Genomic DNA, 25,317 nt, shown 5'->3' with positions numbered 1-25,317 from the left:
CCTTTCGAGTGAATGGCTCTCACCCCAATGAGCAATCTCGCCAAACTGCTCTGATGTGGCAGCAGCAGCCTGATTACGCCCGATACAAGGAGAAGCTCAACGGTGAAGGCTGGCTGCTGAATAGGCAAGAGGGAACGCTCATACAGATCAAACCCGATAAACCAACACAACATGCTCAGTTCGTGTTGGTTAGCTACTACCGATTGTCAGCTCGCCTTGCGCAGCCCGCCAGGCAGCAAAGGATGCTCAGGTACTTAGGCATCGAGATGTGGATCAACTTGCAGAAGATCGGTTGGCAACGCTGTTCAGCTCCTCAGACCTGACTACCTGTTTGGAGAGTTACTCCATAACTAAAAAAATTGTGTTGGAATTACCTAGCTGCTTTCATACGATGACCGAAACAACTGTTCTGGACTTCAAGCTCAGCAACACATTCGAGGAATTTCGCACGCATATGAATGCGCCTGAGCAGCAGGCAATGTTTGCCCAAATGGGAGTAAAGACTTTTTATATCGGAGTCTCCAAGGACGATCCTGGTAGAGCAACAGTGATGTTTCAAGGACCTGAAAATGTCCTCTATGACATCTTTGTAAATCCAGAAACTAAACCCGTTGTTGAAGCTTCTGGTCATATTTACGACGGCACAGTTATTACCCGTTGGCTTGCTTGAGATGATTTGAAGGCGCTGCCCCCCGCCACGAGCAGGGTTTTTGTCAGAGGGTTGACTGTCGTGGGCAATAGCTAGGAGAATCTCTGCTGCTCAAATAAAATCAGGTTTCGCTTCGAACCAAACTTCGATCTCAGTATTTGGCAACACATTCCCTTCTGGAAAAGGTTCTCTGCTGTGAAACTCAAGATAACCAGGGGGCGCAAGGAAAGATGCAAAAAAGACATTAACGAAAGAGCCATCCTCTAGCGCAAATTGAAAACCATCTCCTGAAAGCTGCGCCTCAGGCTCTTGTTTGTTGCCATTGCCTACTCTAATCAGATTGTCTCCTTCAAATGGCGAATTTCCGGGAATTGATTCGCCTGCAGGGAATAATCCGGTGATGTTTTCATGATTGTATTGACCACGAATAGAGAAGATTTCATGCCAACCATCTCCGTCCTGGTCATAGTCTGTAAAGAAGGTCCCTTCAGCACGAATCTCTCCGAATTCATTCTCGCCATCTGAGCGATATTCCCACTCCCATTCGAGTAGGCAATCTCTTGTTTTTGATGGGTATTTGATTGATTTTGAATGTGCTTCTTTGCCGAATAACCGGTTGTGAATTTTGCCAAGTTGCTCTGTTCTTGGCTGATCATCCAGTAAAGCAACCAGTTTTTCATGACGAATGTCATGGAAATCATCGACCGTCTGCATTGCAGGCTTTCTCGTCATGATTGCTGAGGTCTGGGGCCTATTTGCCTCCAGTCGATTGATCAAGGCGTCTGTGTCATTTGATTCAATTTTGCTTTCAAGTGAGATTGATCTTCTTCTCGTCTCAACATATGGGGTCCAGGTCCAAGCCATCCGATGGGCTCTTGCTTTGTACCGGTACATCAATAAAGAAAGATTCAATAATCCAGGCCAAGAGAAATTAGTTTACATCCCCTAGATTTATGGCGGGGTTTTTTGCTGCTGAGGGCAATGCTTTAAGCAGTTAAGTTAACCCAATGACCCTCGACACTCAGATGACGCTGACTCTTCTGCAGGAGCTACTGATGGCACTGAAGTTATTCAGGCCGAACTATGAACGCAAATACTTAGCGATTCTTCCTTCAATCTGATCAATAGCTTCCTCCATCCGACAACATCATCGGCTGTAATCGTGACGATTACACCCATGAAGAGTTGGCATAATTAACAGTATGGGAAAGAAGTGCACTAGAGCTGAGAAGACGGCGCGCATTGAAGTTTTGGCCAACCTAATTGTGAAAGGTTTGTCTCAACGGCAGCTAATGCACCATGTGACCGAAAGCTGGGGGCTGTCTTCAGTACAAGCTTCCCGATACGTCCGCGAAGCAAGGGACTTGGTGAAGGCTGATCTAGGAGATATTGACCGTGTCGACATGCTGGCTAGCAAAGTACAGATGCTGGAGCAGATCGCTACTGATGCCGTTGCTGCAGGGCGGGAGAGCAATGCAATCGGTGCAATCAGATTGCTGAATGAACTTGTTGGGTTTGGGCAAGTGCAGAAATAAAACTGATCGAATCAGAACCACGAGCTCGAGGCTTATATCAACTCAGCGATCTGAGACTTAATCAAATAGCGAGAACCAACCACACTCTGATGCTCAATATCAACAGAAGCAGTAATGCTTATAGAACTGCAGAAGACCAACAAATCCTTTAGAGACATGCAGATATTGTTGCTAGATTTGATACGGCAGGAATACAGCAAGACAGCACAGGGCAGGGGGGCAAAGTAAAACCCACAATTCATTGAGCAATGCCCCGCCCCAAACGCCACCTGCCGCAATGCTTCTCAACCGCTTGAGCGGGCGTTGCGGGCACTTCTGGGAGGCAAGGTATTACGCCACTGCGATTTCACCTAAAGATCATCAAAGAGCACTGAATACTCTGCGGGATATCCACGCCAATCCAAAGGCAGCAGGAGTGCGTAAGGGTTTCTATGACCCATTTTCCAACTACGGACACTACGGCAGATTGGAAGTAGATGGATTATCGCAGTGGCATCCAGCATTTATGCAACTGGCACCTACGCTCAAAGGATGCTCTAAGTGATACATCAACTTCTGCAAGAACTATCGCTGCAAATCAAAACCAATCAAAACCAGACAATGGGGCAGCAAGTTGATTGCCCGTCTCAAATGCACAACAGCAAGAGCACAAGGCAACAGCAAACGCCATCGATCCTGCATTGGTCAGCAATCACTGCCACTCAACCTGCCTGCGCTGCGGGAACTACCAGATGAATGGCAGCACATCGCCCAGACGTTTCGCCAATGCAATGCACCACGCTGGGTAGATGACGAATGCCTGAATAGCAGTTAGGGCACAGAATGCTGTATTGGAGGAAAAATAAACTTATAAATAGACCGTCAAGCAGTTATCTTGTTACACTTATTGTCGCCATTGCTTTGCTGCGGCAACTTATCTATCTACTGGCAAAGAAAACATCAATAGCGCCCTCAACCCTGCTGCCCAATTCAAAATCAGCGCCATCCGTGCCAGGTAATCAACGCCTCAAATGACCGTAACTTACTAAAAAAGGGTCCTTTCAGACCCTTTCCGCTGACTGGTTTTGTAGGTGTGGCGAGGTTTGAGGTAAAGTTGGTTAGGAAGGAGCATTATTCAAGCTGAGGATCGTGCAAAAGATCTTGGATGTAGGGCATTCAGAGGGATTCGGAAATACTTTCCCATCAGTATTCTCCGCCTCCATCAGCGAAATCTTCGGGGTGACCCATTCCAACTTTTCTTGAGCAGGCGATAAGTCGTCGTTGCGGTCAGCAGAAGTCATCAGTCAGGAAATTACTATACACAACGTATCAACTGTAGGCATTATAACCCACCTGTTGCGGTGCTGCCTCACTCTTCAGCACCCGCGGCCCACCACTCCCCATAGGTACTGCAGAGACAGTACTAAAGAGGTGCTCAGGGGTTGTGCACCACTGCGTCCATGTCGCATAAGTTCAGCAAGAAGTAGTTGGATACTTGAGTTTCGCTTGATTGATTGTTAGAAAAGCTGATATACAAGCTAGTTTGACTACTTTTGCAGGCAATAGCTACAAACAGCTGCAACACAGAATATTTACGCCAAAGTATGTCTTGCTTGCTCAAGAATGGGTTGACCAAGTAGTAGTAAGCAACGTCTTTTTTGACTTTGAGTATTGAGTGCCAGATGAAAAAACCACCTGCATTGCGTAATAACAATGGCGTGGTGCAAGTGCGGATGCGACTGGATGGAAGAGATCGCTTTATCAACCGCATCGGCAGATGGGATGACTCTGTTGCCCAAGCAAAGGCAAGCGCCATTGCTGCTCAAATTTGGAGTGATGTGCAGCAGGGGATTTTGGATGCCTCCTTGCTCTCTTACCAACCTGCTGTCAAAGGGCACGAGGTCGGACTACTTCTCGCTCTCAAACAGAAGGCGGACCAGAGCAGGCAATCCAGCAGCATCCACGCCTACCGAGTGCTGCAGAGTTACGGCAAACCACTCAAGCGTCGTAGGGATGTGGAGGGTTTCATTGTCTGGATGCAACGGGAACGGGGACTGAGCAATGGCACGATCAACACTGTGTTGATGCACTGCCGCACCTGCTCTGGCGATAACAGATACCTTTTCTCCCACACGCTGAAAATCAAGAAGCGAGAGGTGCAGAGCGATGTGCTTTCCGTAAACGACATCCAAGCAGTATTGGGAGACCTCAAGACCAACGAAACTTGGTTTTACCCACTTTTTTGCCTATGGATAAGCACAGGAATGCGTAATGCAGAAGTGAGGGGACTGACGTGGGATTGCATCCGCTGGGATGAGTGTGAAATCTTGATCTATAAGACCCTCAAGCGAGATGGGTATTCATCCAGACAACACATCTGGGGACCCACTAAAACAGGCAAACAGAGGTTGGTGCCGCTAACCCCATTGCTTGCTGAAGTCCTAAGAGAGCATCAGCAGCAGATGCAGCAACTGGGTCTCTATGACCCCTATGGGTTGGTGTTTCTCACTCCCAACACCCACAGCAATGTCTATGACCATCTGCTGTCACGGGTGTGGCAGAGGACCCTGAAACGCTGTGGTCTCCAACCTCGCCGCCTGTATGCCCAACGCCATACGTTTTTGTCTCACGCCTTAGCGATGGGCAACTCCCCAGCGGATTTAGCAGCAGCAGCAGGACATAGCACCAAGATGTTGCTGGAAACGTATGCGAAACCAACAGGACGGTTGCAGATGCCAAGTTGGACGGTTTCTAGATAAAAGCAAAACGATCAACAGCAGAACATAAAAATCAAAAGAGTGGTCAGCAGTCAATCTATAAAAGTGGGTGCATCGTCAAGCAATCTAATATCTATTTTTACAGCAAATAAAACTATCAAATAAACAGCAATCGCTCCTTTGTTGCTGCGGTCTTTGCCTGCAAGGTGTCAGTGTTTATCAGCAAAGCAACACAATTTACCCTGCAAAAGCAGTCAAAGGAATAAATAGTTTTGTCGGTAGTGCTCACTCTGTAGAACGAGGAGCAACCATCTGCTGATCAACAATTTTATAGCAGTAGCAATCATTGACCTCAACACCTTTTTTATTGGTGGTTGGGGTCAGTAGGGGACCTATACCCATAAGAGACCACCAAATCTCAATGCAACAAATGGAACTGAATATCAACCAACAAAGATGCAATCAAAAAGACAACCAGAAACTCAACTAGAAATGCACCAGACCCAACGCCTCAGGCGTGGCATCAGGAACCTCATTCATTACCACCTCCAAGAGAGCATCAACCCCCATTGGTTGATCTCCTTTCACTACAGCGAAGGCAAGACCCACGAAGCAGAAGTGCTTGGCGACACCCAAGACCTCAAACGCAAACTGCAGCGCCTTATCTATCAAGCAAGAAATAAGAGCATCAAAGGTGCTGGTGCCTATCCCTACCCCAAACTGCTTTTCTTCCACGAAGTATCCCATCAAGGCACTGGTCAATATCACACCCACCTGATTGTAGAAGCATTGCCATCATCACTGAATACTCAAGCAGCAGTGGAGCACCTCTTCTCCAAAACCCTGCCTGAGAAGGTCAAAGCATTATCCAAGTGGAAATCCATCGACATCCAACGCATTCACCAGCACGACACTGACTACAAATGCATCAGCAACTACCTGAGCAAACAGAGCACACCAGAGCACCTATCGCTGGACCCATTCAGCAGTGACCTTCTATCCACGACTCAATGCACTTACAACCGCAGCAAAGGTAACCAATGAAACGCAATCAACTTACGATTACTTACCCCGCCAGAGATGCCGAGGACCTGCAACAGACCCTGCAGCACCTCAAAGCAAATCAGTATCTCAATCTTTCTGCCTTCTGTCGTGCAGCGATTGCAGAGAAACTCAAACGCCATCTAAAAAATCAATCACCTACTTATCACAATCAAAACCAACAGCAGCAGGAGACCTTCCAATGAAAACCATGACCCTACGCATCCCAGCAGTAGAAGAAGCAATGCTTGTAGAACTGCAAAAGACCAACAAATCCTTTAGAGACATGCAGACATTGTTGCTAGATTTGATACGGCAGAAATACAGCAAAACAGCACAGGGCAGGGGGCAGAGTAATGTTTCATGATCTCGCTGTTATTTTATTTTTCGGGCTTAGTTAGGATGATGTTGGCTGCAACACGCCAATAGGACAGTGACTCATTGACGACATAACCTCCATCGTGCTCAATGTAAGAGGGAAATACAACAAAACGCCCTGCCTTATATTCAATCTTTTCTTTGTCTAAATAAAATTCACCACCATCTTTGGCATTCCATACTGGATTGAGAAACCCAAGAATAGTCCAATCACTCTCGTCTTTTGAATCAGAGTGAAACTTTGTCCTGGAAAAGGATGACTTTCCTCCAACATGTATTCTCTTGACTTCTGAGGGTATTTGAGCGCTATAATCCTTTTTGAGTTGATGCTTGACCCTGAATATTAGTGAGCGAAAGTAACCAGAAAGGAATTCGTTATGAACCTCTCCACGCGTTTCAATCCCGAGGCCTGGAAATCCCATGAAGGGGATCATGTTTCTGCCTGGTCCTGTTGATGTACGCGAAAGCGTCCAGAGAGGTGTTTCGAGTAATCGGTGATAAATCCAAAGTAATTCTTCGCCACTGATTACGCCATCCAAGATATATCTCTTGAGATTCATGCTTGGAATTGAGTTACGTTGTTGCCATTGTATAGGATAATCTTCATCTAATTGGATAGTGTTGCCCAGACGTTTCGCCAATGCAATGCACCACGCTGGGTAGATGGCGAATGCCTGAATAGCAGTTAGGGCACAGAATGCTGTATTGGAGGAAAAATAAACTTATAAATAGACCGCCAAGCAGTTATCGTGTGACACTTATTGTTGCCATTGCTTTACTGCGGCAACTTATCTATTTACTCGCAAAGAAAACATCAATAACGTTCTCAACCCTGCTGCCCAATCCAAAATCAGCGCCATCCGTGCCAGGTAATCAACGCCTCAAATGACCGCAACTTACTAAAAAAGGGTCCTTTCAGACCCTTTCCGATGATTGGTATTTATAGGTGTGGCGAGGTTTGAGGTAAAGTTGGTCAGGAAGCACCAAAAGAGTTAGTGAGGATTAGCTAACCAAAATGACTGCACCTTTCCTTCAGTAATCTCCGCCAACGTCAGCGAAATCTTTGGGGTAACCCACTCCAATTTCTCTTGAGAGGTAACTAAGTCGTTATTATTGCTGTTAGAAGAAGTCATGATGCGTTAGTCAGTCGCAGGATACTCCAGAAGATAATATCACCTACCGCACACTCCTCAGCACTCACTCAAGATCCCACAGGGCATCCCAGCAGCAGCATGAAACGTCAATCAATAATCCAGTTTCCAATCAAAAAATGCCCTCAGGCATCCCTCCAATTCACTCAACAACCCCACACCACCTCCACCAGCAGTCCTCCACGCCCAACTCCCAGCACTGCCTGAAACCGCAGTGACCATCAGCACTTTGAGGTTTCAGCAGCAACGCAGAGCAACTCCCGCAAAGAAGCACTGAGATGCTGAAAAGAGGTGCTCAAGGGGTGTGCACCACTGCGTCTATGTCGCATAAGTTCAGCAAGAAGTAGTTGGATACTTGAGTTTCGCTTGATTGATTGTTAGAAAAGCTGATATACAAGCTAGTTTGACTACTTTTGCAGGCAATAGCTACAAACAGCTGCAACACAGAATATTTACGCCAAAGTATGTCTTGCTTGCTCAAGAATGGGTTGACCAAGTAGTAGTAAGCAACGTCTTTTTTGACTTTGAGTATTGAGTGCCAGATGAAAAAACCACCTGCATTGCGTAATAACAATGGCGTGGTGCAAGTGCGGATGCGACTGGATGGAAGAGATCGCTTTATCAACCGCATCGGCAGATGGGATGACTCTGTTGCCCAAGCAAAGGCAAGCGCCATTGCTGCTCAAATTTGGAGTGATGTGCAGCAGGGGATTTTGGATGCCTCCTTGCTCTCTTACCAACCTGCTGTCAAAGGGCACGAGGTCGGACTACTTCTCGCTCTCAAACAGAAGGCGGACCAGAGCAGGCAATCCAGCAGCATCCACGCCTACCGAGTGCTGCAGAGTTACGGCAAACCACTCAAGCGTCGTAGGGATGTGGAGGGTTTCATTGTCTGGATGCAACGGGAACGGGGACTGAGCAATGGCACGATCAACACTGTGTTGATGCACTGCCGCACCTGCTCTGGCGATAACAGATACCTTTTCTCCCACACGCTGAAAATCAAGAAGCGAGAGGTGCAGAGCGATGTGCTTTCCGTAAACGACATCCAAGCAGTATTGGGAGACCTCAAGACCAACGAAACTTGGTTTTACCCACTTTTTTGCCTATGGATAAGCACAGGAATGCGTAATGCAGAAGTGAGGGGACTGACGTGGGATTGCATCCGCTGGGATGAGTGTGAAATCTTGATCTATAAGACCCTCAAGCGAGATGGGTATTCATCCAGACAACACATCTGGGGACCCACTAAAACAGGCAAACAGAGGTTGGTGCCGCTAACCCCATTGCTTGCTGAAGTCCTAAGAGAGCATCAGCAGCAGATGCAGCAACTGGGTCTCTATGACCCCTATGGGTTGGTGTTTCTCACTCCCAACACCCACAGCAATGTCTATGACCATCTGCTGTCACGGGTGTGGCAGAGGACCCTGAAACGCTGTGGTCTCCAACCTCGCCGCCTGTATGCCCAACGCCATACGTTTTTGTCTCACGCCTTAGCGATGGGCAACTCCCCAGCGGATTTAGCAGCAGCAGCAGGACATAGCACCAAGATGTTGCTGGAAACGTATGCGAAACCAACAGGACGGTTGCAGATGCCAAGTTGGACGGTTTCTAGATAAAAGCAAAACGATCAACAGCAGAACATAAAAATCAAAAGAGTGGTCAGCAGTCAATCTATAAAAGTGGGTGCATCGTCAAGCAATCTAATATCTATTTTTACAGCAAATAAAACTATCAAATAAACAGCAATCGCTCCTTTGTTGCTGCGGTCTTTGCCTGCAAGGTGTCAGTGTTTATCAGCAAAGCAACACAATTTACCCTGCAAAAGCAGTCAAAGGAATAAATAGTTTTGTCGGTAGTGCTCACTCTGTAGAACGAGGAGCAACCATCTGCTGATCAACAATTTTATAGCAGTAGCAATCATTGACCTCAACACCTTTTTTATTGGTGGTTGGGGTCAGTAGGGGACCTATACCCATAAGAGACCACCAAATCTCAATGCAACAAATGGAACTGAATATCAACCAACAAAGATGCAATCAAAAAGACAACCAGAAACTCAACTAGAAATGCACCAGACCCAACGCCTCAGGCGTGGCATCAGGAACCTCATTCATTACCACCTCCAAGAGAGCATCAACCCCCATTGGTTGATCTCCTTTCACTACAGCGAAGGCAAGACCCACGAAGCAGAAGTGCTTGGCGACACCCAAGACCTCAAACGCAAACTGCAGCGCCTTATCTATCAAGCAAGAAATAAGAGCATCAAAGGTGCTGGTGCCTATCCCTACCCCAAACTGCTTTTCTTCCACGAAGTATCCCATCAAGGCACTGGTCAATATCACACCCACCTGATTGTAGAAGCATTGCCATCATCACTGAATACTCAAGCAGCAGTGGAGCACCTCTTCTCCAAAACCCTGCCTGAGAAGGTCAAAGCATTATCCAAGTGGAAATCAATAAATATTCAACGCATTCATCCTGATCCTTCTGACCACTGGCGGATCAGCAACTACCTATCTAAACAAACAACTCCAGAGCATCTATCACTGGACCCATTCAGCAGTGACCTTCTATCCACGACTCAATGCACTTACAACCGCAGCAAAGGTAACCAATGAAACGCAATCAACTTACGATTACTTACCCCGCCAGAGATGCCGAGGACCTGCAACAGACCCTGCAGCACCTCAAAGCAAATCAGTATCTCAATCTTTCTGCCTTCTGTCGTGCAGCGATTGCAGAGAAACTCAAACGCCATCTAAAAAATCAATCACCTACTTATCACAATCAAAACCAACAGCAGCAGGAGACCTTCCAATGAAAACCATGACCCTACGCATCCCAGCAGTAGAAGAAGCAATGCTCCAAGACCTACAGAACACTCAAAAGCATTTTCGCAACCTTGAGGCATTAGTGCTTGGTCTTATACGGGAGGAATACAACAAAACAGCACAAGGCAGAGCAGCAAAGTAAAAACCAATAGCAAGAGCAACCCAAGTGCCCCGCTCACGCCGTTTACTACCGCAAGGGCATTCGTTTCACATCACGCTGAGGTGCAATAGCAGAGCATTCTTGATTGCAAAACGCATTCGCCGTGATCTGCTGTTAGTAGTGCTTGCCAAAGCACAACAGAAGGTGCCTCACAATTTGTATGGGGTGTGCCTGATGGCAAATCACATTCACCTGCTCCTGCGTCCTTTAGATGCCACACAGTTACCCAAACTGATGCATTGGGTTGGTTGGTATGCCGCAATGGCACTCAACCGCCTTTCTGGGCGTTGCGGGCATTTTTGGGAGGCAAGGTATTACGCCACTGCGATTGCACCTAAAGACCATCAAAGGGCACTGAATACGTTGCGTTATATCCACGCCAATCCAAAGGCAGCAGGAGTAAGGAAAGGATTTTATGACCCCTATAGCAACTACGGGCACTACAGCAGATTAGAAACTGATGGCATCACCCAGTGGCATCCTGCCTTTCTGCAACTGGCACCCACACTGACGGGGTGCTCCAAGCGGTATGAGCACTTCTGCAGGAAATACCGCTGTAAATCAAAACCAATCAAAACCAGACAATGGGGCAGCAAGTTGATTGCCCTACTCAAGTCCACAACAGCAAGAGCACAAGGCAATAGCAAACGCCACAGGCACTGCATTGGTCAGCAATCATTGCCACTCAACCTGCCAATGCTGCAGCAACTACCAGATGAATGGCAGCACATCGCCCAGACGTTTCGCCAATGCAATGCAACACGCTGGGTAGATGACGAATGCCTGAATAGCAGTTAGGGCACAGAATGCTGTATTGGAGGAAAAATAAACTTATAAATAGACCGTCAAGCAGTTATCTTGTTACACTTATTGTCGCCATTGCTTTGCTGCGGCAACTTATCTATCTACTGGCAAAGAAAACATCAATAGCGCCCTCAACCCTGCTGCCCAATTCAAAATCAGCGCCATCCGTGCCAGGTAATCAACGCCTCAAATGACCGTAACTTACTAAAAAAGGGTCCTTTCAGACCCTTTCCGCTGACTGGTTTTGTAGGTGTGGCGAGGTTTGAGGTAAAGTTGGTTAGGAAGGACCCGTTGGGATGGTATTTACACCTCCTTCGGATGATGTTCTTGTTTTGCTTATACCATCTGTATTCTCCGCCTCCATCAGTGAAATCTTCGGGGTGACCCACTCCAATTTCTCTTGAGCGGGCACTAAATCTTCCTTCAAAGCAGAAGAATGATTGATAATCATCCGCAAAGCATGCAATAATCGTAAAAATATAAATCGACCAACGACACTCAGGTGTATCAACTAATACAAAAACCATGAATCTGTATCACGTCGATACTTTCTAGATATATTTAGTTATACAAAAAGGATGAATGAATGCCATTGCTTCTCTTTTGTAGGCATCCCAGCAGCAGCAAACCACGTCAATCAATAATCCAGTTTCCAATCAAAAAATGCCCTCAGGCATCTCTTAGGCACTTACCAAAGCAACTACACCCGTTTCAGCAGTCCTCCACGCCCAACCCCCAGTACTGCCTGAAACTGCAGTGTCCATCAGCACTTTGAGGTTTCAGCAGCAACGCAGAGCAACCCCTGCAGAGAAGAACTGAGACGCTGAAAAAATGTGCTCAGGGGGTGTGCACCACTGCGTCCAAGTTGTACAGCGATTCAGGCATCTTTTATTGGTAACCAAACCTCTGCAGGACATCTTTGAACCCGGCCTCCATCCGTTCTTTTTGATCCGGAGTCAACTGTTCACGCCCTTCGCCACTCCGGCCGGATCGAAAAAATCGTTCACAGCTATCGGGACGTTCGCGAAATCCTCCCTCAGCTTGTTCTTTGGCTTTTAGTTTCTCAAAGCTTGTATTTTTAACTGCCTGCTTGATTAACTCATCATCAATTTGTAGATCTAAAAATGAAGCCAACTGGCTAAAATGTTGTATTGGTTCAGTTAACAGATCTTCGTAGCGCAATAACAACACTGGAATCTTGTTCTGATCCACCCAGCTGCACACATGCGACGCCCAGCTACCCATGAACTGGCGCACCTGTTGTCCGCCTCGCTTGCTGGATCGACACAGCGCCGCTTCTTCGTTCAGCAGAAATGCGACGCAGCCTTCCAGATCCCAGGAAAAAAAATGGCTCAGAGAAACTGCAATATCGGCTGGATGGCGTATCACCACCACGGCACCGCGGCATCCCTCCACTGGCACCACTGGCTTGCCCATTGAATCGCTACTGAAAAATGCGTCGTGAACTTTGTGATAACGAAGGCAATCGGAATACAAAGCGCGTTGATGACCAACCCTGCCGCGGACGCGGTCAAGTTCCGCCCAGCGCAGATCACTGGTGTCGATGCCGAGTTGGTCATCGAGCCAGTGACGGCTGCTCATGATTGATCCGGTGGCCAAATCCTGGTTCAGTCGCAGCTCCCGTTCCGATTCCTGTGCTGTAGCTGTGGCTTCCGCAGAATCCAACTTTGCAATCCGCCTCAATTCGGTGATGAACACACGGCACCAGGTGTTACCCGATTTCGGGTAGCTCGCCAAATACCAATAAGGTTCTTTCTCGCTCATGGGCGCAGCTCCTATGTTTCGTCTTGCGCTGAAGGCCCTTCCGCTTCTGCCGCCGCGGTCAGCAGGTTCTGTTCGCTGAGCCAGGTCTGCATCGCGACAATCCCGCTTGGCAAAGGCAGCACCGCCATCGGGATGCTGCTCTGCAGGCGTGCCAATGCCATGAAGTTCGGTCCCTCTTGCCCCAGTCCTCTCACAAAGCGTGGCCGGAAGGCCTGATTGCGCAGGCGTAAAGCAGCTGCTTTTTCGCTGACGATCCGGGTGATCCTGTTGGCGTCGGCTTTCGATGCATCGTTTCGCCGTTGGTGGATGACGTACAACGCTTGCAGCGATGCAGCGTCAGGTGCCCGCTGTACTGCTTCACCCATCAGCAGATATTTGTGCATGGCATTGCGTATCGGCGGCAAGGTGTTTGGATCCAGCCCGAAAGCCTTTGCGGCATCATGCCAAAGCTTGATCCGAGGAATTCCCGGTAGCACCATGCCCTGCGGTGTCACCGCCACCAGATCGTCGGCGAGCAGCCGCCAGCCTTGCTGCATCAAGGCATACGCCAGTGTGGACTTTCCCGCTCCGGAATGCCCCATGCACACAATGGCTTGCCCGTTTTTTTCGAGCGCATTGCCGTGCAGCACCAACATGCCGCGTTGGATCAATAGAGCCCCTACCGCCGACCCCAACAGAAAGGTACGGATGTCCTGATCGCTCACGCCTGGATGTTCCCGGTGCCAAGCGATATGAGTGCCGTTTGTGATGCGAAACCGCCCGATCTCTTCCACAGTGAGGCGTAAATCCCCTCGCTTCATCTGCAGAAACGGTGTGTCGTGAGGACCCGGTGGTAGATCCGGCCAGCTGGATGGAGTTTCAGAGGCAATCACCACCTCCCCTGCAGGGGATTGGCCACTGTCAGCTAGCAGTTCAGGCAGTTCTTCAATTTCCAGATCGTCTGAACGCCAATGCAGACCAAACGCTGTGCGGATTGGACCGAGCCCTTGACGCATCAGATCACTTGTAAACGAATCGGATCTATTTTGACCTCCTAATGAGTTCCGAGGCTGTGGTCAGCGCAAAAAGCCTCCAAGTCACAAGACAGCTTGCTGGTCTGGTACTGCAACGCGAGCGAGAAGCGGGTGAAGGCTCAAGGCCCAACAGCGCCTGCGGTGTCAGCTCCCAGCTCGAAGCTTCATGCCGTTCCATCCCAGCGGAAGACCTTCTGGCGGCGATCCGCCGTCACCGTCTCGAAACCCTTTTGGCGGCTGATCCCCTGGTACTGCAGCTGATTCCGCTGCTGGCTGACAGGTTGAAGGTCTTGGCGCGCAAGGAGCAGATGGAGGCCCTTGCCCTTGCCAGCCTCACGCGCGAAATGGCAGCCCTTTTTGAACGCGCTGGCATCCCGATGCTGGTGATCAAGGGTGTGCCTTTGGCCCTGCAAACCACCGGATTGCTTGCTGCCCGTGGCCGCGGCGATTGTGATCTATTCGTTGATCCAGCTGATCTTGGTGAGGCAACAACCCTCTTGAAGTCGGTTGGTTTTGTGCTCTGTGAAACCAATGGTGCTCGTGGAATCGGAAGTGATGGCATTTATGGCCACTACAGCCGATTCGTGTCGATAGAAATTTCTCTTAAGAGAGTCGTTGGTGGTAAGTGGCAATGGATTGATCTGCATTGGCATGTCACCCATGCAAGAGATGTGTTGCCAGGTTTTCAGATTCTATGGAAACGTCTGGATGAGCTCTCGATCAACGGTCAAACAATCTTCACGCTTAACCACACAGATGCATTGCTGCATTCATGTTGTCATGCTGCGATGGACCGTTGGATGTCAATACGTAGCTTGATTGATATTGAAAGATTAACGCGCGGTTTTTCTGAGATTGAATTACATCGACTTCAGCGACAACGTCTTGTTCGGAAGAGCTTTGCTGTGCTAGAGGACTGCAACTTGCTTGCTGATTCTGTAAAATTTAGTAAATATCCAGCGTTTAGGGTGAGCGATCGCCATGTGATAAATGATGCACGAAAAACACAACTAATGGCTTGCCGTACAGATGAATCTCTATTGAATTTTGGATTGCGTCATTTACGACTTAGCTACTCACCTATCAATTGGCTGGTGAAGTTGCTGCTGATGTTGGCACCACCGGATGTGCTTTTTCACCCATCGACTGGTTCACCGTTGTCTCTCCCACAAGTGGCGGTAAGGCGCATCAGGAAACTCTCCCAGCAAGTCATGATTTGGGGTAATGCCTCGCAGCGCTTCCATCGCTAGGCGCTTTCAAGATCACCACCCGATCAGCAAGTTTGATTAACTCTTGGTCATGCGTACTGACCAGCACGAGCCGCTTTTTCATCCGTTCGAAAATAATCTGCCGCACCATCTGCGCTGATGTCTCATCAAGAAAAGCCGTTGGTTCATCCAGCACTTCCGCTGGGCAATCTCTCAGCCAAGCCCTCAGTAGACCTAACCGGTGAATTTCCCCTCCGGAGAAGGGATCCATCGCCAAAGACAATGGCTCATCAAGACCTTCCTGGCGCTGCAGCAAATGAACTAAGCCAAGACTCTCCAGCCAGCCTTCCAATTCATCTGAGCTTTTATTTTTATTTAGCAGCAAATTGTGACGCAGGCTCGCTTCGAACAACACAGCATCCTGAGGTGCATAAGCGAGGCCGCTACGTAAGAACCTGGCTCCCTCAATCCCTGACCAATGCATCGTGTTGTGCTCTGTCTTTATGAGCCAGGAGCTGTGGTTCTCATTCAGTAGTCCGCAGAACTGATCAAGCAGAGTGGATTTGCCGCTTCCAGAAGGCCCCACCACAGCCACCAATTGGCCAGCTTCCAGAAACAGAGGGTCAGCACTGGCCTTTTGGGATGGCTTCCATTCCAAAGACATCCAGCCTGTTTCTGGCTTCAAAGGCTTGTTGGGAATTGGCCGCGGCGTTTTCCCAACCTTTTGGTGGTTGGCAGGCTGCAGAAGCATCCGCTGCTTACAGAGTTCTTCGTAGCCGGGGAGTGACCCCAAGCAGAGCCGCTGAGCATTGATCACGGCACTTAGTGATGCGGCCATCCGATAGGCGAGCAGCAGGGTGGTGGCCATCACCGCTGGGCCGAGGTCAGATCGGCTCCAGAGCAGCCAGCTGCCTACTACCAACACCACCAGGGTGTCGCGCCAGGTGATGAACAGGGCTTGTCGTTGCACGGTTTGCTGCAGCACTCGCCGGAACCGAGCGCTGTCCTGTGTGAAGCGCTGCAACAGCCAATCCTCCGCGACTGCAGCGCGGACGGCTTTGAGGCCATGTAACCCATCTCCAACGGTGCGCTGCAGGGCCCCATTGAGATGGGTTTGAAGGCGCCCCAATTGCCAGCTGCCTGAACGTTGCAGCAGGGCCGCAGCGCCAGTTGCAGCCAGAGCCAACAGCAGTGGAATCGCTGCTGTCTTTCCCACCACGAGCACGCCAGCGGCATAAAAAATCAGAGAAAGCAACGCTTGAAGCGAGCGCACGCCCTGATCGAGAGCGAGCACTGATCGGCCGATATCAGCCATCAACAAACCGAGTAGATCGCCGCGGCCGATCGTCTCCAGCTGCAGGGAAGAAGCCTGCAGCACCAACGCAAGCAGCTGCTCACGCAGTCGATCGGTGAATCCTGAGCGCAGCCGTTCTTGCCTGATCGCTACGAGCGCTTGTAAGGCTCCGCGCAGAAGCATCACCACGATCAACACCACTAACCCTTGTTGCAAGGTCAGTTGAAGTGGAAATTTAGGTGTCTCTGTAGAACCTGATCCCAACAGCAACGTCACGCCAACCCCTAGCCCCGCAATATCGAGCACGCTGCGAAGACCGCTGCAGGCCACGAGGCTGGCGAGATGGCGCCAACCCGCCTCTCGTATCAACGCCCAGAAGAGATGCAGGCGAGGGAAACGCGGGATGATGGTGTTGAAGGGAAAAGTGGTGGGCATGATCACTGCTCAGCGAGCACGGCAGGGACTTGCTGCCGCAGCAATCACTGGTTTGGTGGTCGTGCCACTGACTTTAATGACGGGTGCCCGAATGCTTCGCAGGCTGGGGCACTGGTTGGAACCTGCGGGGAGCCATCGTTTACATCCACCATCAGCCCAGCAACAACCAAAACCCTCCCAAACGCCCGCGGAAGATTTCGTAGGCCAGCTCACGCCAAGTTGGCAGGCCAGCAGCCTGGGCAATCCGGCATTGGGTCGTTATCCCCTTTGCTGGCAAACCCTTCCACGAACCCCGTGGGATCTTGCAATCCACGATGGCCAGCTTTACGTGGGGCTCGGCAACAGCAGTAACGACGGTTTAACGGCCAATGCTGGACCTGTTCCGCTTTTTGCCTACGACATCGCAACTGATCACTGGAAGCAGGCAGCCACCCTTCCAGAAGAAGAGATCAGTCGCTTCAGCACCAGAGGCTCTGAGCTTTGGATTGCAGGGGCTGATGCGCGGGGCAGTTGGCGTTGGGGAAATCTCTACCGCCGCAGCAGCGCTGATGGGCAGTGGAGGCAGGAGCGCCTGCTACCCCAGTTCATCCATGTCCATGATTTGGCCTGGCATGGCAATGAGCTCGTTGTCGTTGGCAATGTGCCGGATGCCGTGGCTACTGGGCCCAAGCAGGAACGCCATGGCTCTGCCCTGGGGCGCGCCAGTGATGGAGGAGGTCACTGGTTGGTTCATCGTCTTAACGGCTGGCGCGCTACTGCTCTACTGCCTGTGGATGATCAACTTTTTGCAGTGCAGGCTCTACCGGGGCCTGCTCAGCGGCGTTGGCTTTCTGCAGGAGAGCGCCTTCAGGCCTTCACCGCCGTGCAGCAATGGCTCCCGGATGGCAGTTGGCGGCCTCGCCCCGACCTGACAGCTGCCGTTCTATTGCCAGGAATCAACGCGCCTGGAATGCGCTCGGTCTGGATGGAACGGGCCACACCAAGCGGTCAAGCTGTCGCCTGGATTGCCAGCATTGGCCCCTGGAAATCGGAGCGGCCACAGCGTGCCGCTTTTCTGGCAAGCCGCTTCAGTCCGGCTGCCCCGGACGTGCAGCAAGTTGCATTGCCAAGCGGCGAACAGGCGATGGACCTTTATCCCACTGAAGAAGGCTGGTTGTTGTTGAGCAGTGAAAAGCTTGCATCAGGCCAATGGCTGAACCGCATCAGGGCCATAACGGTTTCAGGACTAATGAAGGGAGAGCAAATGCCTTCTCCCAAACCCTGGGTTTCGTTTGAAACACCGGCGGCGGCCTGGTCATTGGCGGGCGATCGCCAACGCTTGTTTGTTGGCTTGGGCCATCCACCGTTTCAACAAGAGCCATCACCCAATCACTGCCCAGCGGGGGCCAAACTCAGCGGAACGGTGCTCGAATTTCGGCTGCGATGACCCTCACAATCCAAAGTGATTGCAGCCCCGCCTCGGCGGTACTGCTTGAGATTGCGGAGATCTGTGCCGCCCACGGAGCGCAGTGGCATCGTGAAATTTCCGCTGAAATCCGCGGCGGGGCGATGCGACTGTTGGCTCCCCCTGGAACGAATGGTCCGCTCATCAGCATGCCTACTGAGATGTTGGTGCCAATCGCCGGGGTCCAGTGGTCTGTCTCATCTGCTGAATTGAAACTGTTGCAGCCGCCTCAAGGAACCACGGCTGTGCAGCGCGAGCTGTTGCAACTGCATGCCGAGCTCTACAACGCCACAAACAAGTTGTCCTGGTGGAGCAACGAACACCCTGCCAGGCTCGCCGGCACCTCACCCGAGGTTCGGGCCGCATTGGCTCCACTCAAACCCAACTTTGATGCGAGAGCAGAGCGATCGGCTGTCGAAGGATTTCTGGCTACGCGGTCGTTCGGCTGGCGACGAAACCCCGGAGAGGGAGATCGACAGCCAGTGCTTTTGCCGCTGATTGATCTTCTCAATCACCATCGCCACGGGGCCCCGTTCAAAATCAGCGATGGGGCGATGCAGATCAGATCTGCTCAAGTGGGCGGATCTGAGTGTTTTGCCCACTACGGCCATCGCCGCGATGTGCTGGATTTGGCGTTGCACTACGGCCATTGCGATAGCTCAACTCCGTTCGCCCACAGTGCGCCCCTGGAGATCGAGGTTGAGGGCTTCGGCCGGATCTGCGTTGAGAAGCAAGGCCAACGATCACCAATCCATCCCTTCGATCCTCCGCGGGTGAGCCTCAAGCCTGAAGGGCTCAGTCTCAGCCATCTTTGCTGCCATCAGGATCACCCAGAGCGCGTGCAAATGATGCTCAGCTTGGCCCTGCAAGCTCATCTCAAACGCCGTGGATATGACGCCACCTCCGCCCTGCAAATGGCACAACTTGGCTTGTGTGCCATCGGAACGGCCAATACCCAACGGCTGGATCAGCTGATCGCTGCTGCACAATCCTCCCCCCATCCCGGCGCTGCAACGCTGGTGGCGGCAGCCCAACGCCAATCCGCGATTATCAGGGCCGTGCTTTGCCCGTCGCTCCTGCAGGTTTAGCTGTCGAGTGCCTCCCACCAGCCGCTTAGAGCGGTCATCGTGGCCAAGGCTCGGTTTGTTCCCATCACCTCCTTCATCGTTGGCTCAGGGCTGGCCAGTATGGAATCCGTTTCACGGCGAATCGCCTCCACATCCCAGTAGCGGATCAAATCGGGATGCCAGTTGTTAATCGATAACAGGCTGTGCTCAAGTGCTTGGTGTCCCCTTTGAGTCAGTTCAGAGCGCCATTGGTCGAGTCCACCCTCCGGCTCGCGATTCTTCGTGGGGTTATCGCGTAAAAAGGGCGGCAGAAAGGGAGCAAAGGCCATGCGATGGAGCAGGCGGCCGCGGCCAGAAGCTTCGCCGAACAGGGCTGGATCTTGCTGCAACAGGGCAGCAATCAGGCGTTCATCCAGCAATGGAAAGGCTTTGTCCATCCCGTAGCAGGCCGCCAGTCGGGTTTCTTCCTCTGCGCGGACGGCGACCCAGTCAGCTAACACGCGCTGGCGAATCGATTGATGCTGACGCAGGAAGCCATCGATCTCCCACGGGTATTGCTTTTTGAGATGCAGCCCTAGCCACTCTTGGCCAGTAGGGGTGAGCGTGCGGCTCAACAAATCACTCGAGCAGAAGTTGCGGGTGCGGCGCAACACCACTGCTTCGGCAAGCTGCCGATTTCGCAACATGAGCGAACGGCCCGCAATGTGTTTCAGCGACCGACGTTTGCCTCCAACCCAGCGCACAAGTTCAGACCAGCGGCCTTGCTCCACCAGATCAGTCGGCACATTCGCCGCGTTGTGGCTGATGGCTTGATCCCCGCCAAATCCGCTGAATAATGCCGTGCAGCCCTGTTGGCGCATTGACGCAACGGCCTGGGGGTTACCGCCGATCTGAGCAGGAGCCCCAAAGACCGAAAGCTGCTGTCGAATCCAATCACTGCTCGCGTTTTCTTCAGCTTCTGTGGCTTCAAAGCGATGGCACTGTTCAGGCGTCAAGCCATAGAAGAGTCTGAACTGCTGCAGGGGGGCACCTTCTCCACCACCTTCATTGCTCCAGGTGTGCAAGCGTGCAGGCTCAACATGAGCTCCATGGATCAAGGCCCCAAGTACGGCATTGGAATCAAGTCCGCTGCTGTGTTCACAGCCGATCGCGCCGTGATGACCTTCTAAGGCCTGTTGTACATGGTCGAGTAAACCTTGCCGCAGAAACTGATGCAGTGTGTTTGGTTCCATGGCCGCTGCTCCGCGAGACAACGGGTCGTAGGCGCTGGTCTGCACAACGCCGTCGCCGCTAACCAGTACGTAGTGAGCCCGCGGCAGGCGCCGGATTCGCCAGTACGGTGCCGCTTCAGCGTTGTGGTTTCCGCTGATCAAAGCCGCCACATAGGCGGGATTGACGTCAGGGATGGTTGCAGATCCATGCAAAGCATGGGCTTCACTCCAGCTGCGAACCACTTGGCCGTTCAACTCAAACAGGGGTTGACGATGAAAGGCATCGGTTTGGTGAATCCCTGCTGACAGAGGCTTGGGATCCGTGCTGGGCAGAGAAAGGACCATGGGGGCCACTAAAAATTAGAACTGGATAAGAGGTGCACCAGCACCAGGGCTGAGTCCAGGGGTGTAAAGCCTTCCGGTCTCCGGATCTCTGAGCCAGGCATGGGGAACCTTGCGGCCATCGCTGAACTTGCTCATGCCCAGATGCAATTCGTTGGCTACGCCAAGAAGATCAAACAGCATCCGACCGCTGAAGGAGCGACTCAAACAGGTGCTGCCCCAACTGGCACGCCGGCACCGCGTCCGCAACAGCCATGCCACGCGGTTTCGCCAGTGCCGTTGGCGAATTGGAGTAAGACTCCATTGCCAGCGTTGCCAGGGGCGCCGCCGCGCCAGCCCCATCAGCTTCGGACCAGGAAGGAGTTGGATCAACATCCAGATGCCGTGATCCAGCAGGCTGAACAGGCAATAGGCAATAAGCCTGCTGGGCCCACGCAACAGCGGCGTCATGCCGGCTGAGATTGCAGGAGCATGCCTTTCTCGAGCGCTTCAGACACAAAACTCTCCGTTTCGCTGCGACATATATCTGCATTCACGGCGTAGCGCGCTTGCAAATTGCTGATCAGCTCGTCCAATGCGGTAGGGGCTTCAAGCAGATTCCAGATGATGGAACCGGTGCTATTGAGGTTGAGATATACAGCACTTTGGGGATTAAACAGGCACACTTCCCCGTCCAATTCGGCAGCACAAATCTCAGGGTTGCGGTCAATTAACACTTACTAGATCCAAACACTTTGTTAATTATGCATAGCCTATATAGAAATGGATCACAGGCTCAAGTCATTCCAGACATTGCTGATTTAAACGGAGGTCAACAAACAGCTGTGGCACCAGCAATCCAAAACCACCGTTGCCCTCAAGCAGCACTGGTTGAGGCGACGCCGGTACCCAATCCCAAGCCACTTGATCAATCGGGGGAAGAAGAGCATGGAGTGCTTTGGCCGCATCCAAGCAGGCTCGAACGGACAACGGTGTGCTCTTGTTCAACAGCTGTTGCCATTGATCCAAGCGGTTCTGTTGGTCTGTTGTGAGGGGCTTTCCTGGTTTTGGCAGGCAGACACCTTCTGGGTTGATGAAAGCTATGGCGCCCTCATCCAATGGCACCTCTAGCCATGCCTGCCGCACATAGATCAGAGACCCTGGAGATGGCTGTCTGGTAACTACCCTGACGACCACAGACGGTTCGCTGGACGGTAATTCTGAGCTGTGGCAGACGTAAGGAGCTGCCAGGGCTGGTTCGTGAGAACGGAAAATCTGATGCCAATGGGCCAGCAGTGCGCTGGGATCAGGTGTTTGGCTGTTGGCGAAGTGTGGTGCGTCTTTCGGCAGTCGTCCAAACAAAGCCTCCTGCTGGAGGGTTGAGCCAAACCAGCGAAATCGAACAACGCCCCTACCGGCATGACCGCGAAGAGGCTTCAGTACGACCCCATGTCCCAACAAAGCAGCCTTCCACCACGAACTGACAGGTTCTGCTTCGGAGTAGTCGTCGCTGAGTACCAGAAAAGGTGCGCGCCACTGTGCTGGGACTTGTTCGAGAAGTGCAGCTTTGTTGGAGAGAAGCAACTGAGCGGGTCTACATCGTGAGGGCCAGAGGTGTCGACGCGCGTTGTGGCGATAAACCGTCAGGCTTTCTGAAGGATGTTTTGAAAGATCTGTCCAGCTCCGCACTCCTGTTGCCCACCACCAGAGCAATTCATGCGGGCGATAACTGTTAAGCCAGCATGCCTTCCATTGCAGTTGCCAAGGGATGTCTTCGTACAGAGCGGCTTGCTTGAATCTGCGGCGTATCGGGACGACCACCCACCATTGCAGTTGTTGCAGCAGTTCAAGTGGCAACAACAAGAGAGATGTAGAGCCAATGCGTTGAAAAAATGAACCTTCACAGCCCCATCGCCAAGGGGGTGGTTGCTGCAGTTTTCGAAGGATGCGATTGACCATTCACCAATAGGCGTTTACAGCCAAGTCTTGCGTGATTAGTGCCTGCACTTCAATCACTCGATACGAATGGGTTGTGATTGAGAGGTCATGCTCGAGGAAACGAATCTCCGCAGTGAGTTGATGAGTTTGACGGATCTCTAACAGCTGGAGGACCAGTGGATTGAGCTCTTGAAATCGAAGATCCTGAATCTATAGCGGTGGCGTTCAGGTTGGCGCTGGCTCATTTGGTGCAGACGAGCAAATCATTGCAAATTGCTGTGGTGATCCAGCAGGCAGAACAATCAATCGGCTGCAAGCTCAAGCACGGTGCGGAAAAGGCCTGAGCCACACCGGCAAGAAAGTGAGAGCACTGCTCTCACTTTTACGTCAAATCACGCTTGCAGAGGATTGCGGATGCAAGCACCGATTGACGAGAATCTTTTCCCTCACTCAAAAATGCCCACCGCTACTGAGCTCGATTACTGCCTTCTAAGCAGTCGGTCGTGTGTTCGAATCACACAGGGGGCGTTAATCACAGTGAGGGGTTTCAGCGAAAGCCGAGCCCTTTTTTTATGCTGCCGCGCATTCGAGCAACGGTTGCCTAATTCTTTGTTAGACGGCGATAGCCAAACTCTTTTGACTGATTCAGCCGTAATTGGCCTGGCGAATCATGTCGAAATCGATCCCCACGACCTTCGTTAGAACGAAGTAGAGACCCCATGCGGCGAGGTTGGCTCCGATGACCCAGGCAAAAGTAGTTCGTCTGGCTTTTCTGCTGTCTTCGTCCATGCCTCACCGGCCCTTGATCTTGAGGCTACGGAAGGAGGGGGCCATGGTGAGGCTGGATTTTTAGCCTCAGTTTCCGCGTCATTGTCTTCAGTGCTGCGTCCATACTTCAAAGGCTGCTGGAGACCTCAATGGATTTAGCCAAACAGACCTGTATCCCCTGCCAAGAAGGCGCTCCCAAGCTCACTGAAATGGAACTTGCTGATCTGCTGCCTCAATTGCCTGGGTGGGAGGTGGTTGATCACCATCACCTCGCTCGCTCGCTGCGATTCATCGACTTCCAGACTGCTCTCGATTGGGTGAATGCAGCTGGAGCAATCTGTGAGGTTGAGGGACACCATGCTGAGTTTTCCCTGGGCTGGGCCCATGCGGAAGCAGTGATTTACACCCACAAGGTGGATGGCTTAACGCAAGCCGATGTGGTCTTGGCCGCAAAACTAAATGGAATTGATGTTTAGATGCCTTTTGCTTGCAAAGCTATCTCTGCTTCAATGCAGATTCACTTATGACGGGGTAAATAAAACTGTTTTGTCGGGAGACTGATGCGAAGAATTGATCTTTTGGTTGGTGCTATCTCTCTTTTATGACCCTCTGACTCGTCTTTGAGTTTCTGTATCAGTCTGAATGCAACTCTAATCGTGACGACATTGTTCTGGTCTGCTGCAGTACTGCTAGGACAATAGTATTTTGATGTTATCGAAGACTCCAGGTAGTGGATCTGATGCTGAAGCCTGAATCAAGAGCTTTGGTTGTTTTTTACTTGCAAGTAAATGTGAAATAGAATGCAACATTAAGTGTTGGCAGAATTAGTCGCTTCTGAGTGAATGGCTGGGCATATGCTTTGCCAATAGCTTTATTGGTGCTCTTGCCATAGCTCTCTTGAGCAAAAGAAGAATTCCGATTTCTTCGCTGCATCTACTTCAAGGGTGGTACTCGCAACGCTTATTATCGAATGAATTAAAAGATAGGTAGCCACCAGTATTAGTAGTAGAGATCGAGCTTTGAGTTTGAATGGCTCTGGCTGGATGAAATTATTTATAACCAGATAAACCCTAGTGGCATTAAAAAATCGCGCTATAGTTGCTTCATTGTGCTTCACCCATGGATCTCCGTACGGCAGGGGTTGTCATCCAAGTCCTTAAATTAATGGCTGCCTCGGATGGGAATATTGCACCTGAGGAGCAAGAGCTTTTGGATTCTCTTGGTAAGCGCTATTTGAAAGAGGCCGCTATTCCCTCCTGGACTGCTGCCTTCAGTCATCCCAATGATTTGGAGGTTTTGGCGGAGGAGATCCCTGAAGAATGCATAGCACTGACTGCAAAATTGTCTTACATGGTGATCGCCTCCTCTCGCGATGCCTATCAATTCACGATTAATTCCGACGAACAAAAGGCTTTTGAGCGTCTCTGTGACACTCTTGGCCTTGACCAAGAGGCCCGCAGCGAGCTGATTGTGCAGGCGAAAAATGAGCTCGCAAAGCGTCCAGGCCTCTGGGATGTTCTGTATTCGAGTTTTTCTTCTCAATTCAGTATGGGCAGGATCCCTAGTGCATAAAGCTCGTGATGGA

The 25,317-nt window shown here is 51.1% G+C and carries 28 protein-coding genes; 17 read left to right on the top strand and 11 right to left on the bottom strand.

The features are described from left to right. Window positions 1–8 precede the first annotated feature (8 nt). Complete coding sequence (locus tag SynSYN20_RS10680) at window positions 9–323, top strand: DUF1651 domain-containing protein (RefSeq protein WP_255476249.1); 315 nt, start codon at window positions 9–11, stop codon at window positions 321–323. A gap of 68 nt (window positions 324–391) precedes the next feature. Continuing rightward, window positions 392–670, top strand: coding sequence for a DUF3764 family protein (locus tag SynSYN20_RS10675; protein ID WP_186523644.1), 279 nt, complete (start codon window positions 392–394; stop codon window positions 668–670). 90 nt (window positions 671–760) lie between these two features. On the opposite strand, the gene SynSYN20_RS10670 is transcribed toward SynSYN20_RS10675, so the two are convergent. Further along, window positions 761–1,513: a hypothetical protein gene (locus SynSYN20_RS10670; protein WP_186523642.1), complete on the bottom strand. Its 753-nt coding sequence runs from the start codon at window positions 1,511–1,513 to the stop codon at window positions 761–763. Between the two features lie 437 nt (window positions 1,514–1,950). Here SynSYN20_RS10670 and SynSYN20_RS10665 point away from each other — a divergent pair, with 437 nt between their 5' ends. After that, the gene (locus SynSYN20_RS10665; RefSeq protein ID WP_186523640.1) at window positions 1,951–2,184 is read left to right on the top strand and encodes a hypothetical protein; all 234 of its coding nucleotides are present in this window, start codon (window positions 1,951–1,953) and stop codon (window positions 2,182–2,184) included. 241 nt (window positions 2,185–2,425) lie between these two features. Then, entirely contained in the window at window positions 2,426–2,728 is a 303-nt protein-coding gene (locus tag SynSYN20_RS14725) for a hypothetical protein (RefSeq protein ID WP_370586677.1), read from the top strand. Between the two features lie 553 nt (window positions 2,729–3,281). Here the strand turns inward: SynSYN20_RS14725 and SynSYN20_RS10655 are convergent. Continuing rightward, window positions 3,282–3,464, bottom strand: coding sequence for a hypothetical protein (locus SynSYN20_RS10655; RefSeq protein ID WP_186523638.1), 183 nt, complete (start codon window positions 3,462–3,464; stop codon window positions 3,282–3,284). Window positions 3,465–3,845: 381 nt separating this feature from the next. Here SynSYN20_RS10655 and SynSYN20_RS10650 point away from each other — a divergent pair, with 381 nt between their 5' ends. The 4 genes from SynSYN20_RS10650 (at window position 3,846) to SynSYN20_RS10635 (ending at window position 6,288) form a co-directional block, all read left to right on the top strand. After that, window positions 3,846–4,922, top strand: a complete 1,077-nt coding sequence (locus tag SynSYN20_RS10650) for a site-specific integrase (protein ID WP_186523631.1) — start codon at window positions 3,846–3,848, stop codon at window positions 4,920–4,922. A 450-nt stretch (window positions 4,923–5,372) separates the two neighbouring features. Then, the gene (locus tag SynSYN20_RS10645; RefSeq protein ID WP_255476248.1) at window positions 5,373–5,924 is read left to right on the top strand and encodes a hypothetical protein; all 552 of its coding nucleotides are present in this window, start codon (window positions 5,373–5,375) and stop codon (window positions 5,922–5,924) included. After that, entirely contained in the window at window positions 5,921–6,127 is a 207-nt protein-coding gene (locus SynSYN20_RS10640) for a hypothetical protein (RefSeq protein WP_186523628.1), read from the top strand. The genes SynSYN20_RS10645 and SynSYN20_RS10640 overlap by 4 nt, the downstream gene beginning before the upstream one ends. Continuing rightward, the gene (locus SynSYN20_RS10635; protein WP_222929737.1) at window positions 6,124–6,288 is read left to right on the top strand and encodes a hypothetical protein; all 165 of its coding nucleotides are present in this window, start codon (window positions 6,124–6,126) and stop codon (window positions 6,286–6,288) included. The genes SynSYN20_RS10640 and SynSYN20_RS10635 overlap by 4 nt, the downstream gene beginning before the upstream one ends. Window positions 6,289–6,301: 13 nt before the next feature. Here SynSYN20_RS10635 and SynSYN20_RS10630 read toward each other — a convergent pair whose 3' ends face one another. Beyond that, the gene (locus SynSYN20_RS10630; protein ID WP_186523633.1) at window positions 6,302–6,940 is read right to left on the bottom strand and encodes a 2OG-Fe(II) oxygenase; all 639 of its coding nucleotides are present in this window, start codon (window positions 6,938–6,940) and stop codon (window positions 6,302–6,304) included. Window positions 6,941–7,992: 1,052 nt separating this feature from the next. On the opposite strand from SynSYN20_RS10630, the gene SynSYN20_RS10625 reads away from it, so the two are divergent. From SynSYN20_RS10625 to SynSYN20_RS10610, 4 genes are all read left to right on the top strand, one after another. Then, window positions 7,993–9,069 carry a site-specific integrase gene (locus tag SynSYN20_RS10625; protein WP_186523631.1) on the top strand — a complete coding sequence of 359 codons (1,077 nt, stop codon included), beginning with the start codon at window positions 7,993–7,995 and terminating at the stop codon, window positions 9,067–9,069. A 450-nt stretch (window positions 9,070–9,519) separates the two neighbouring features. Next, entirely contained in the window at window positions 9,520–10,071 is a 552-nt protein-coding gene (locus tag SynSYN20_RS10620) for a hypothetical protein (protein WP_255476247.1), read from the top strand. Beyond that, window positions 10,068–10,274: a hypothetical protein gene (locus tag SynSYN20_RS10615; RefSeq protein WP_186523628.1), complete on the top strand. Its 207-nt coding sequence runs from the start codon at window positions 10,068–10,070 to the stop codon at window positions 10,272–10,274. The genes SynSYN20_RS10620 and SynSYN20_RS10615 overlap by 4 nt, the downstream gene beginning before the upstream one ends. A 176-nt stretch (window positions 10,275–10,450) precedes the next feature. Beyond that, window positions 10,451–11,242 carry a transposase gene (locus SynSYN20_RS10610; protein ID WP_186523626.1) on the top strand — a complete coding sequence of 264 codons (792 nt, stop codon included), beginning with the start codon at window positions 10,451–10,453 and terminating at the stop codon, window positions 11,240–11,242. An 894-nt stretch (window positions 11,243–12,136) separates the two neighbouring features. On the opposite strand, the gene SynSYN20_RS10605 is transcribed toward SynSYN20_RS10610, so the two are convergent. Further along, window positions 12,137–13,033 carry a sulfotransferase domain-containing protein gene (locus SynSYN20_RS10605; RefSeq protein ID WP_186523619.1) on the bottom strand — a complete coding sequence of 299 codons (897 nt, stop codon included), beginning with the start codon at window positions 13,031–13,033 and terminating at the stop codon, window positions 12,137–12,139. 11 nt (window positions 13,034–13,044) lie between these two features. Beyond that, complete coding sequence (locus tag SynSYN20_RS10600) at window positions 13,045–14,028, bottom strand: hypothetical protein (protein ID WP_186523617.1); 984 nt, start codon at window positions 14,026–14,028, stop codon at window positions 13,045–13,047. Window positions 14,029–14,069: 41 nt separating this feature from the next. Here SynSYN20_RS10600 and SynSYN20_RS10595 point away from each other — a divergent pair, with 41 nt between their 5' ends. Then, a complete protein-coding gene (locus SynSYN20_RS10595) occupies window positions 14,070–15,296 on the top strand; it encodes a nucleotidyltransferase family protein (RefSeq protein ID WP_186523615.1) in 1,227 nt (408 codons plus the stop codon). Here SynSYN20_RS10595 and SynSYN20_RS10590 read toward each other — a convergent pair. Next, window positions 15,256–16,983, bottom strand: a complete 1,728-nt coding sequence (locus tag SynSYN20_RS10590) for an ATP-binding cassette domain-containing protein (RefSeq protein WP_186523613.1) — start codon at window positions 16,981–16,983, stop codon at window positions 15,256–15,258. The two genes, SynSYN20_RS10595 and SynSYN20_RS10590, sit on opposite strands and share 41 nt — an antisense overlap. Here SynSYN20_RS10590 and SynSYN20_RS10585 point away from each other — a divergent pair. Then, window positions 16,982–18,409 carry a hypothetical protein gene (locus tag SynSYN20_RS10585; RefSeq protein ID WP_186523610.1) on the top strand — a complete coding sequence of 476 codons (1,428 nt, stop codon included), beginning with the start codon at window positions 16,982–16,984 and terminating at the stop codon, window positions 18,407–18,409. The genes SynSYN20_RS10590 and SynSYN20_RS10585 overlap by 2 nt on opposite strands. Continuing rightward, on the top strand, window positions 18,406–19,515 hold the full coding sequence (locus SynSYN20_RS10580; protein WP_186523608.1) for a hypothetical protein: 1,110 nt from the start codon (window positions 18,406–18,408) through the stop codon (window positions 19,513–19,515). The genes SynSYN20_RS10585 and SynSYN20_RS10580 overlap by 4 nt, the downstream gene beginning before the upstream one ends. On the opposite strand, the gene SynSYN20_RS10575 is transcribed toward SynSYN20_RS10580, so the two are convergent. From SynSYN20_RS10575 to SynSYN20_RS10555, 5 genes are all read right to left on the bottom strand, one after another. Further along, the gene (locus SynSYN20_RS10575; protein ID WP_186523606.1) at window positions 19,512–21,050 is read right to left on the bottom strand and encodes an asparagine synthase-related protein; all 1,539 of its coding nucleotides are present in this window, start codon (window positions 21,048–21,050) and stop codon (window positions 19,512–19,514) included. The two genes, SynSYN20_RS10580 and SynSYN20_RS10575, sit on opposite strands and share 4 nt — an antisense overlap. 15 nt (window positions 21,051–21,065) lie before the next feature. Beyond that, the gene (locus tag SynSYN20_RS10570; protein ID WP_186523604.1) at window positions 21,066–21,497 is read right to left on the bottom strand and encodes a lasso peptide biosynthesis B2 protein; all 432 of its coding nucleotides are present in this window, start codon (window positions 21,495–21,497) and stop codon (window positions 21,066–21,068) included. Further along, window positions 21,494–21,763: a PqqD family protein gene (locus SynSYN20_RS10565; protein ID WP_186523598.1), complete on the bottom strand. Its 270-nt coding sequence runs from the start codon at window positions 21,761–21,763 to the stop codon at window positions 21,494–21,496. The genes SynSYN20_RS10570 and SynSYN20_RS10565 overlap by 4 nt, the downstream gene beginning before the upstream one ends. A 64-nt stretch (window positions 21,764–21,827) precedes the next feature. Continuing rightward, window positions 21,828–22,985 (bottom strand): hypothetical protein, encoded by a 1,158-nt coding sequence (locus SynSYN20_RS10560; protein ID WP_186523597.1) that lies wholly within the window; start codon window positions 22,983–22,985, stop codon window positions 21,828–21,830. Window positions 22,986–23,609: 624 nt separating this feature from the next. Then, window positions 23,610–23,753, bottom strand: coding sequence for a hypothetical protein (locus tag SynSYN20_RS10555; RefSeq protein WP_186523596.1), 144 nt, complete (start codon window positions 23,751–23,753; stop codon window positions 23,610–23,612). A 128-nt stretch (window positions 23,754–23,881) separates the two neighbouring features. Between SynSYN20_RS10555 and SynSYN20_RS10550 the strand changes: the two genes are divergently transcribed. After that, window positions 23,882–24,208: a 4a-hydroxytetrahydrobiopterin dehydratase gene (locus SynSYN20_RS10550; protein ID WP_186523595.1), complete on the top strand. Its 327-nt coding sequence runs from the start codon at window positions 23,882–23,884 to the stop codon at window positions 24,206–24,208. A 643-nt stretch (window positions 24,209–24,851) separates the two neighbouring features. Beyond that, window positions 24,852–25,304 carry a hypothetical protein gene (locus SynSYN20_RS10545; protein ID WP_186523589.1) on the top strand — a complete coding sequence of 151 codons (453 nt, stop codon included), beginning with the start codon at window positions 24,852–24,854 and terminating at the stop codon, window positions 25,302–25,304. Window positions 25,305–25,317: the final 13 nt, after the last annotated feature.

This window comes from Synechococcus sp. SYN20 (assembly GCF_014279555.1).
Classification (GTDB): domain Bacteria; phylum Cyanobacteriota; class Cyanobacteriia; order PCC-6307; family Cyanobiaceae; genus Synechococcus_C.
This window is presented reverse-complemented; position numbering and strand designations above follow the sequence as displayed.

Excerpts from the sequence above, each read along its gene's own strand:
- SynSYN20_RS10560 (WP_186523597.1), bottom strand. The coding sequence starts at position 22,985 with ATGGTCAATCGCATCCTTCGAAAACTGCAGCAACCACCCCCTTGGCGA.
- SynSYN20_RS10640 (WP_186523628.1), top strand. The coding sequence starts at position 5,921 with ATGAAACGCAATCAACTTACGATTACTTACCCCGCCAGAGATGCCGAG.
- SynSYN20_RS10545 (WP_186523589.1), top strand. The coding sequence starts at position 24,852 with ATGGATCTCCGTACGGCAGGGGTTGTCATCCAAGTCCTTAAATTAATG.
- SynSYN20_RS10645 (WP_255476248.1), top strand. The coding sequence starts at position 5,373 with ATGCACCAGACCCAACGCCTCAGGCGTGGCATCAGGAACCTCATTCAT.
- SynSYN20_RS10675 (WP_186523644.1), top strand. The coding sequence starts at position 392 with ATGACCGAAACAACTGTTCTGGACTTCAAGCTCAGCAACACATTCGAG.
- SynSYN20_RS10620 (WP_255476247.1), top strand. The coding sequence starts at position 9,520 with ATGCACCAGACCCAACGCCTCAGGCGTGGCATCAGGAACCTCATTCAT.
- SynSYN20_RS10570 (WP_186523604.1), bottom strand. The coding sequence starts at position 21,497 with ATGACGCCGCTGTTGCGTGGGCCCAGCAGGCTTATTGCCTATTGCCTG.
- SynSYN20_RS10580 (WP_186523608.1), top strand. The coding sequence starts at position 18,406 with ATGACCCTCACAATCCAAAGTGATTGCAGCCCCGCCTCGGCGGTACTG.
- SynSYN20_RS10605 (WP_186523619.1), bottom strand. The coding sequence starts at position 13,033 with ATGAGCGAGAAAGAACCTTATTGGTATTTGGCGAGCTACCCGAAATCG.
- SynSYN20_RS10625 (WP_186523631.1), top strand. The coding sequence starts at position 7,993 with ATGAAAAAACCACCTGCATTGCGTAATAACAATGGCGTGGTGCAAGTG.
- SynSYN20_RS10655 (WP_186523638.1), bottom strand. The coding sequence starts at position 3,464 with ATGACTTCTGCTGACCGCAACGACGACTTATCGCCTGCTCAAGAAAAG.
- SynSYN20_RS10650 (WP_186523631.1), top strand. The coding sequence starts at position 3,846 with ATGAAAAAACCACCTGCATTGCGTAATAACAATGGCGTGGTGCAAGTG.
- SynSYN20_RS10585 (WP_186523610.1), top strand. The coding sequence starts at position 16,982 with ATGATCACTGCTCAGCGAGCACGGCAGGGACTTGCTGCCGCAGCAATC.
- SynSYN20_RS10590 (WP_186523613.1), bottom strand. The coding sequence starts at position 16,983 with ATGCCCACCACTTTTCCCTTCAACACCATCATCCCGCGTTTCCCTCGC.
- SynSYN20_RS10600 (WP_186523617.1), bottom strand. The coding sequence starts at position 14,028 with ATGCGTCAAGGGCTCGGTCCAATCCGCACAGCGTTTGGTCTGCATTGG.
- SynSYN20_RS10575 (WP_186523606.1), bottom strand. The coding sequence starts at position 21,050 with ATGGTCCTTTCTCTGCCCAGCACGGATCCCAAGCCTCTGTCAGCAGGG.
- SynSYN20_RS10555 (WP_186523596.1), bottom strand. The coding sequence starts at position 23,753 with ATGGACGAAGACAGCAGAAAAGCCAGACGAACTACTTTTGCCTGGGTC.
- SynSYN20_RS10635 (WP_222929737.1), top strand. The coding sequence starts at position 6,124 with ATGAAAACCATGACCCTACGCATCCCAGCAGTAGAAGAAGCAATGCTT.
- SynSYN20_RS10670 (WP_186523642.1), bottom strand. The coding sequence starts at position 1,513 with ATGGCTTGGACCTGGACCCCATATGTTGAGACGAGAAGAAGATCAATC.
- SynSYN20_RS10550 (WP_186523595.1), top strand. The coding sequence starts at position 23,882 with ATGGATTTAGCCAAACAGACCTGTATCCCCTGCCAAGAAGGCGCTCCC.
- SynSYN20_RS10595 (WP_186523615.1), top strand. The coding sequence starts at position 14,070 with ATGAGTTCCGAGGCTGTGGTCAGCGCAAAAAGCCTCCAAGTCACAAGA.
- SynSYN20_RS10615 (WP_186523628.1), top strand. The coding sequence starts at position 10,068 with ATGAAACGCAATCAACTTACGATTACTTACCCCGCCAGAGATGCCGAG.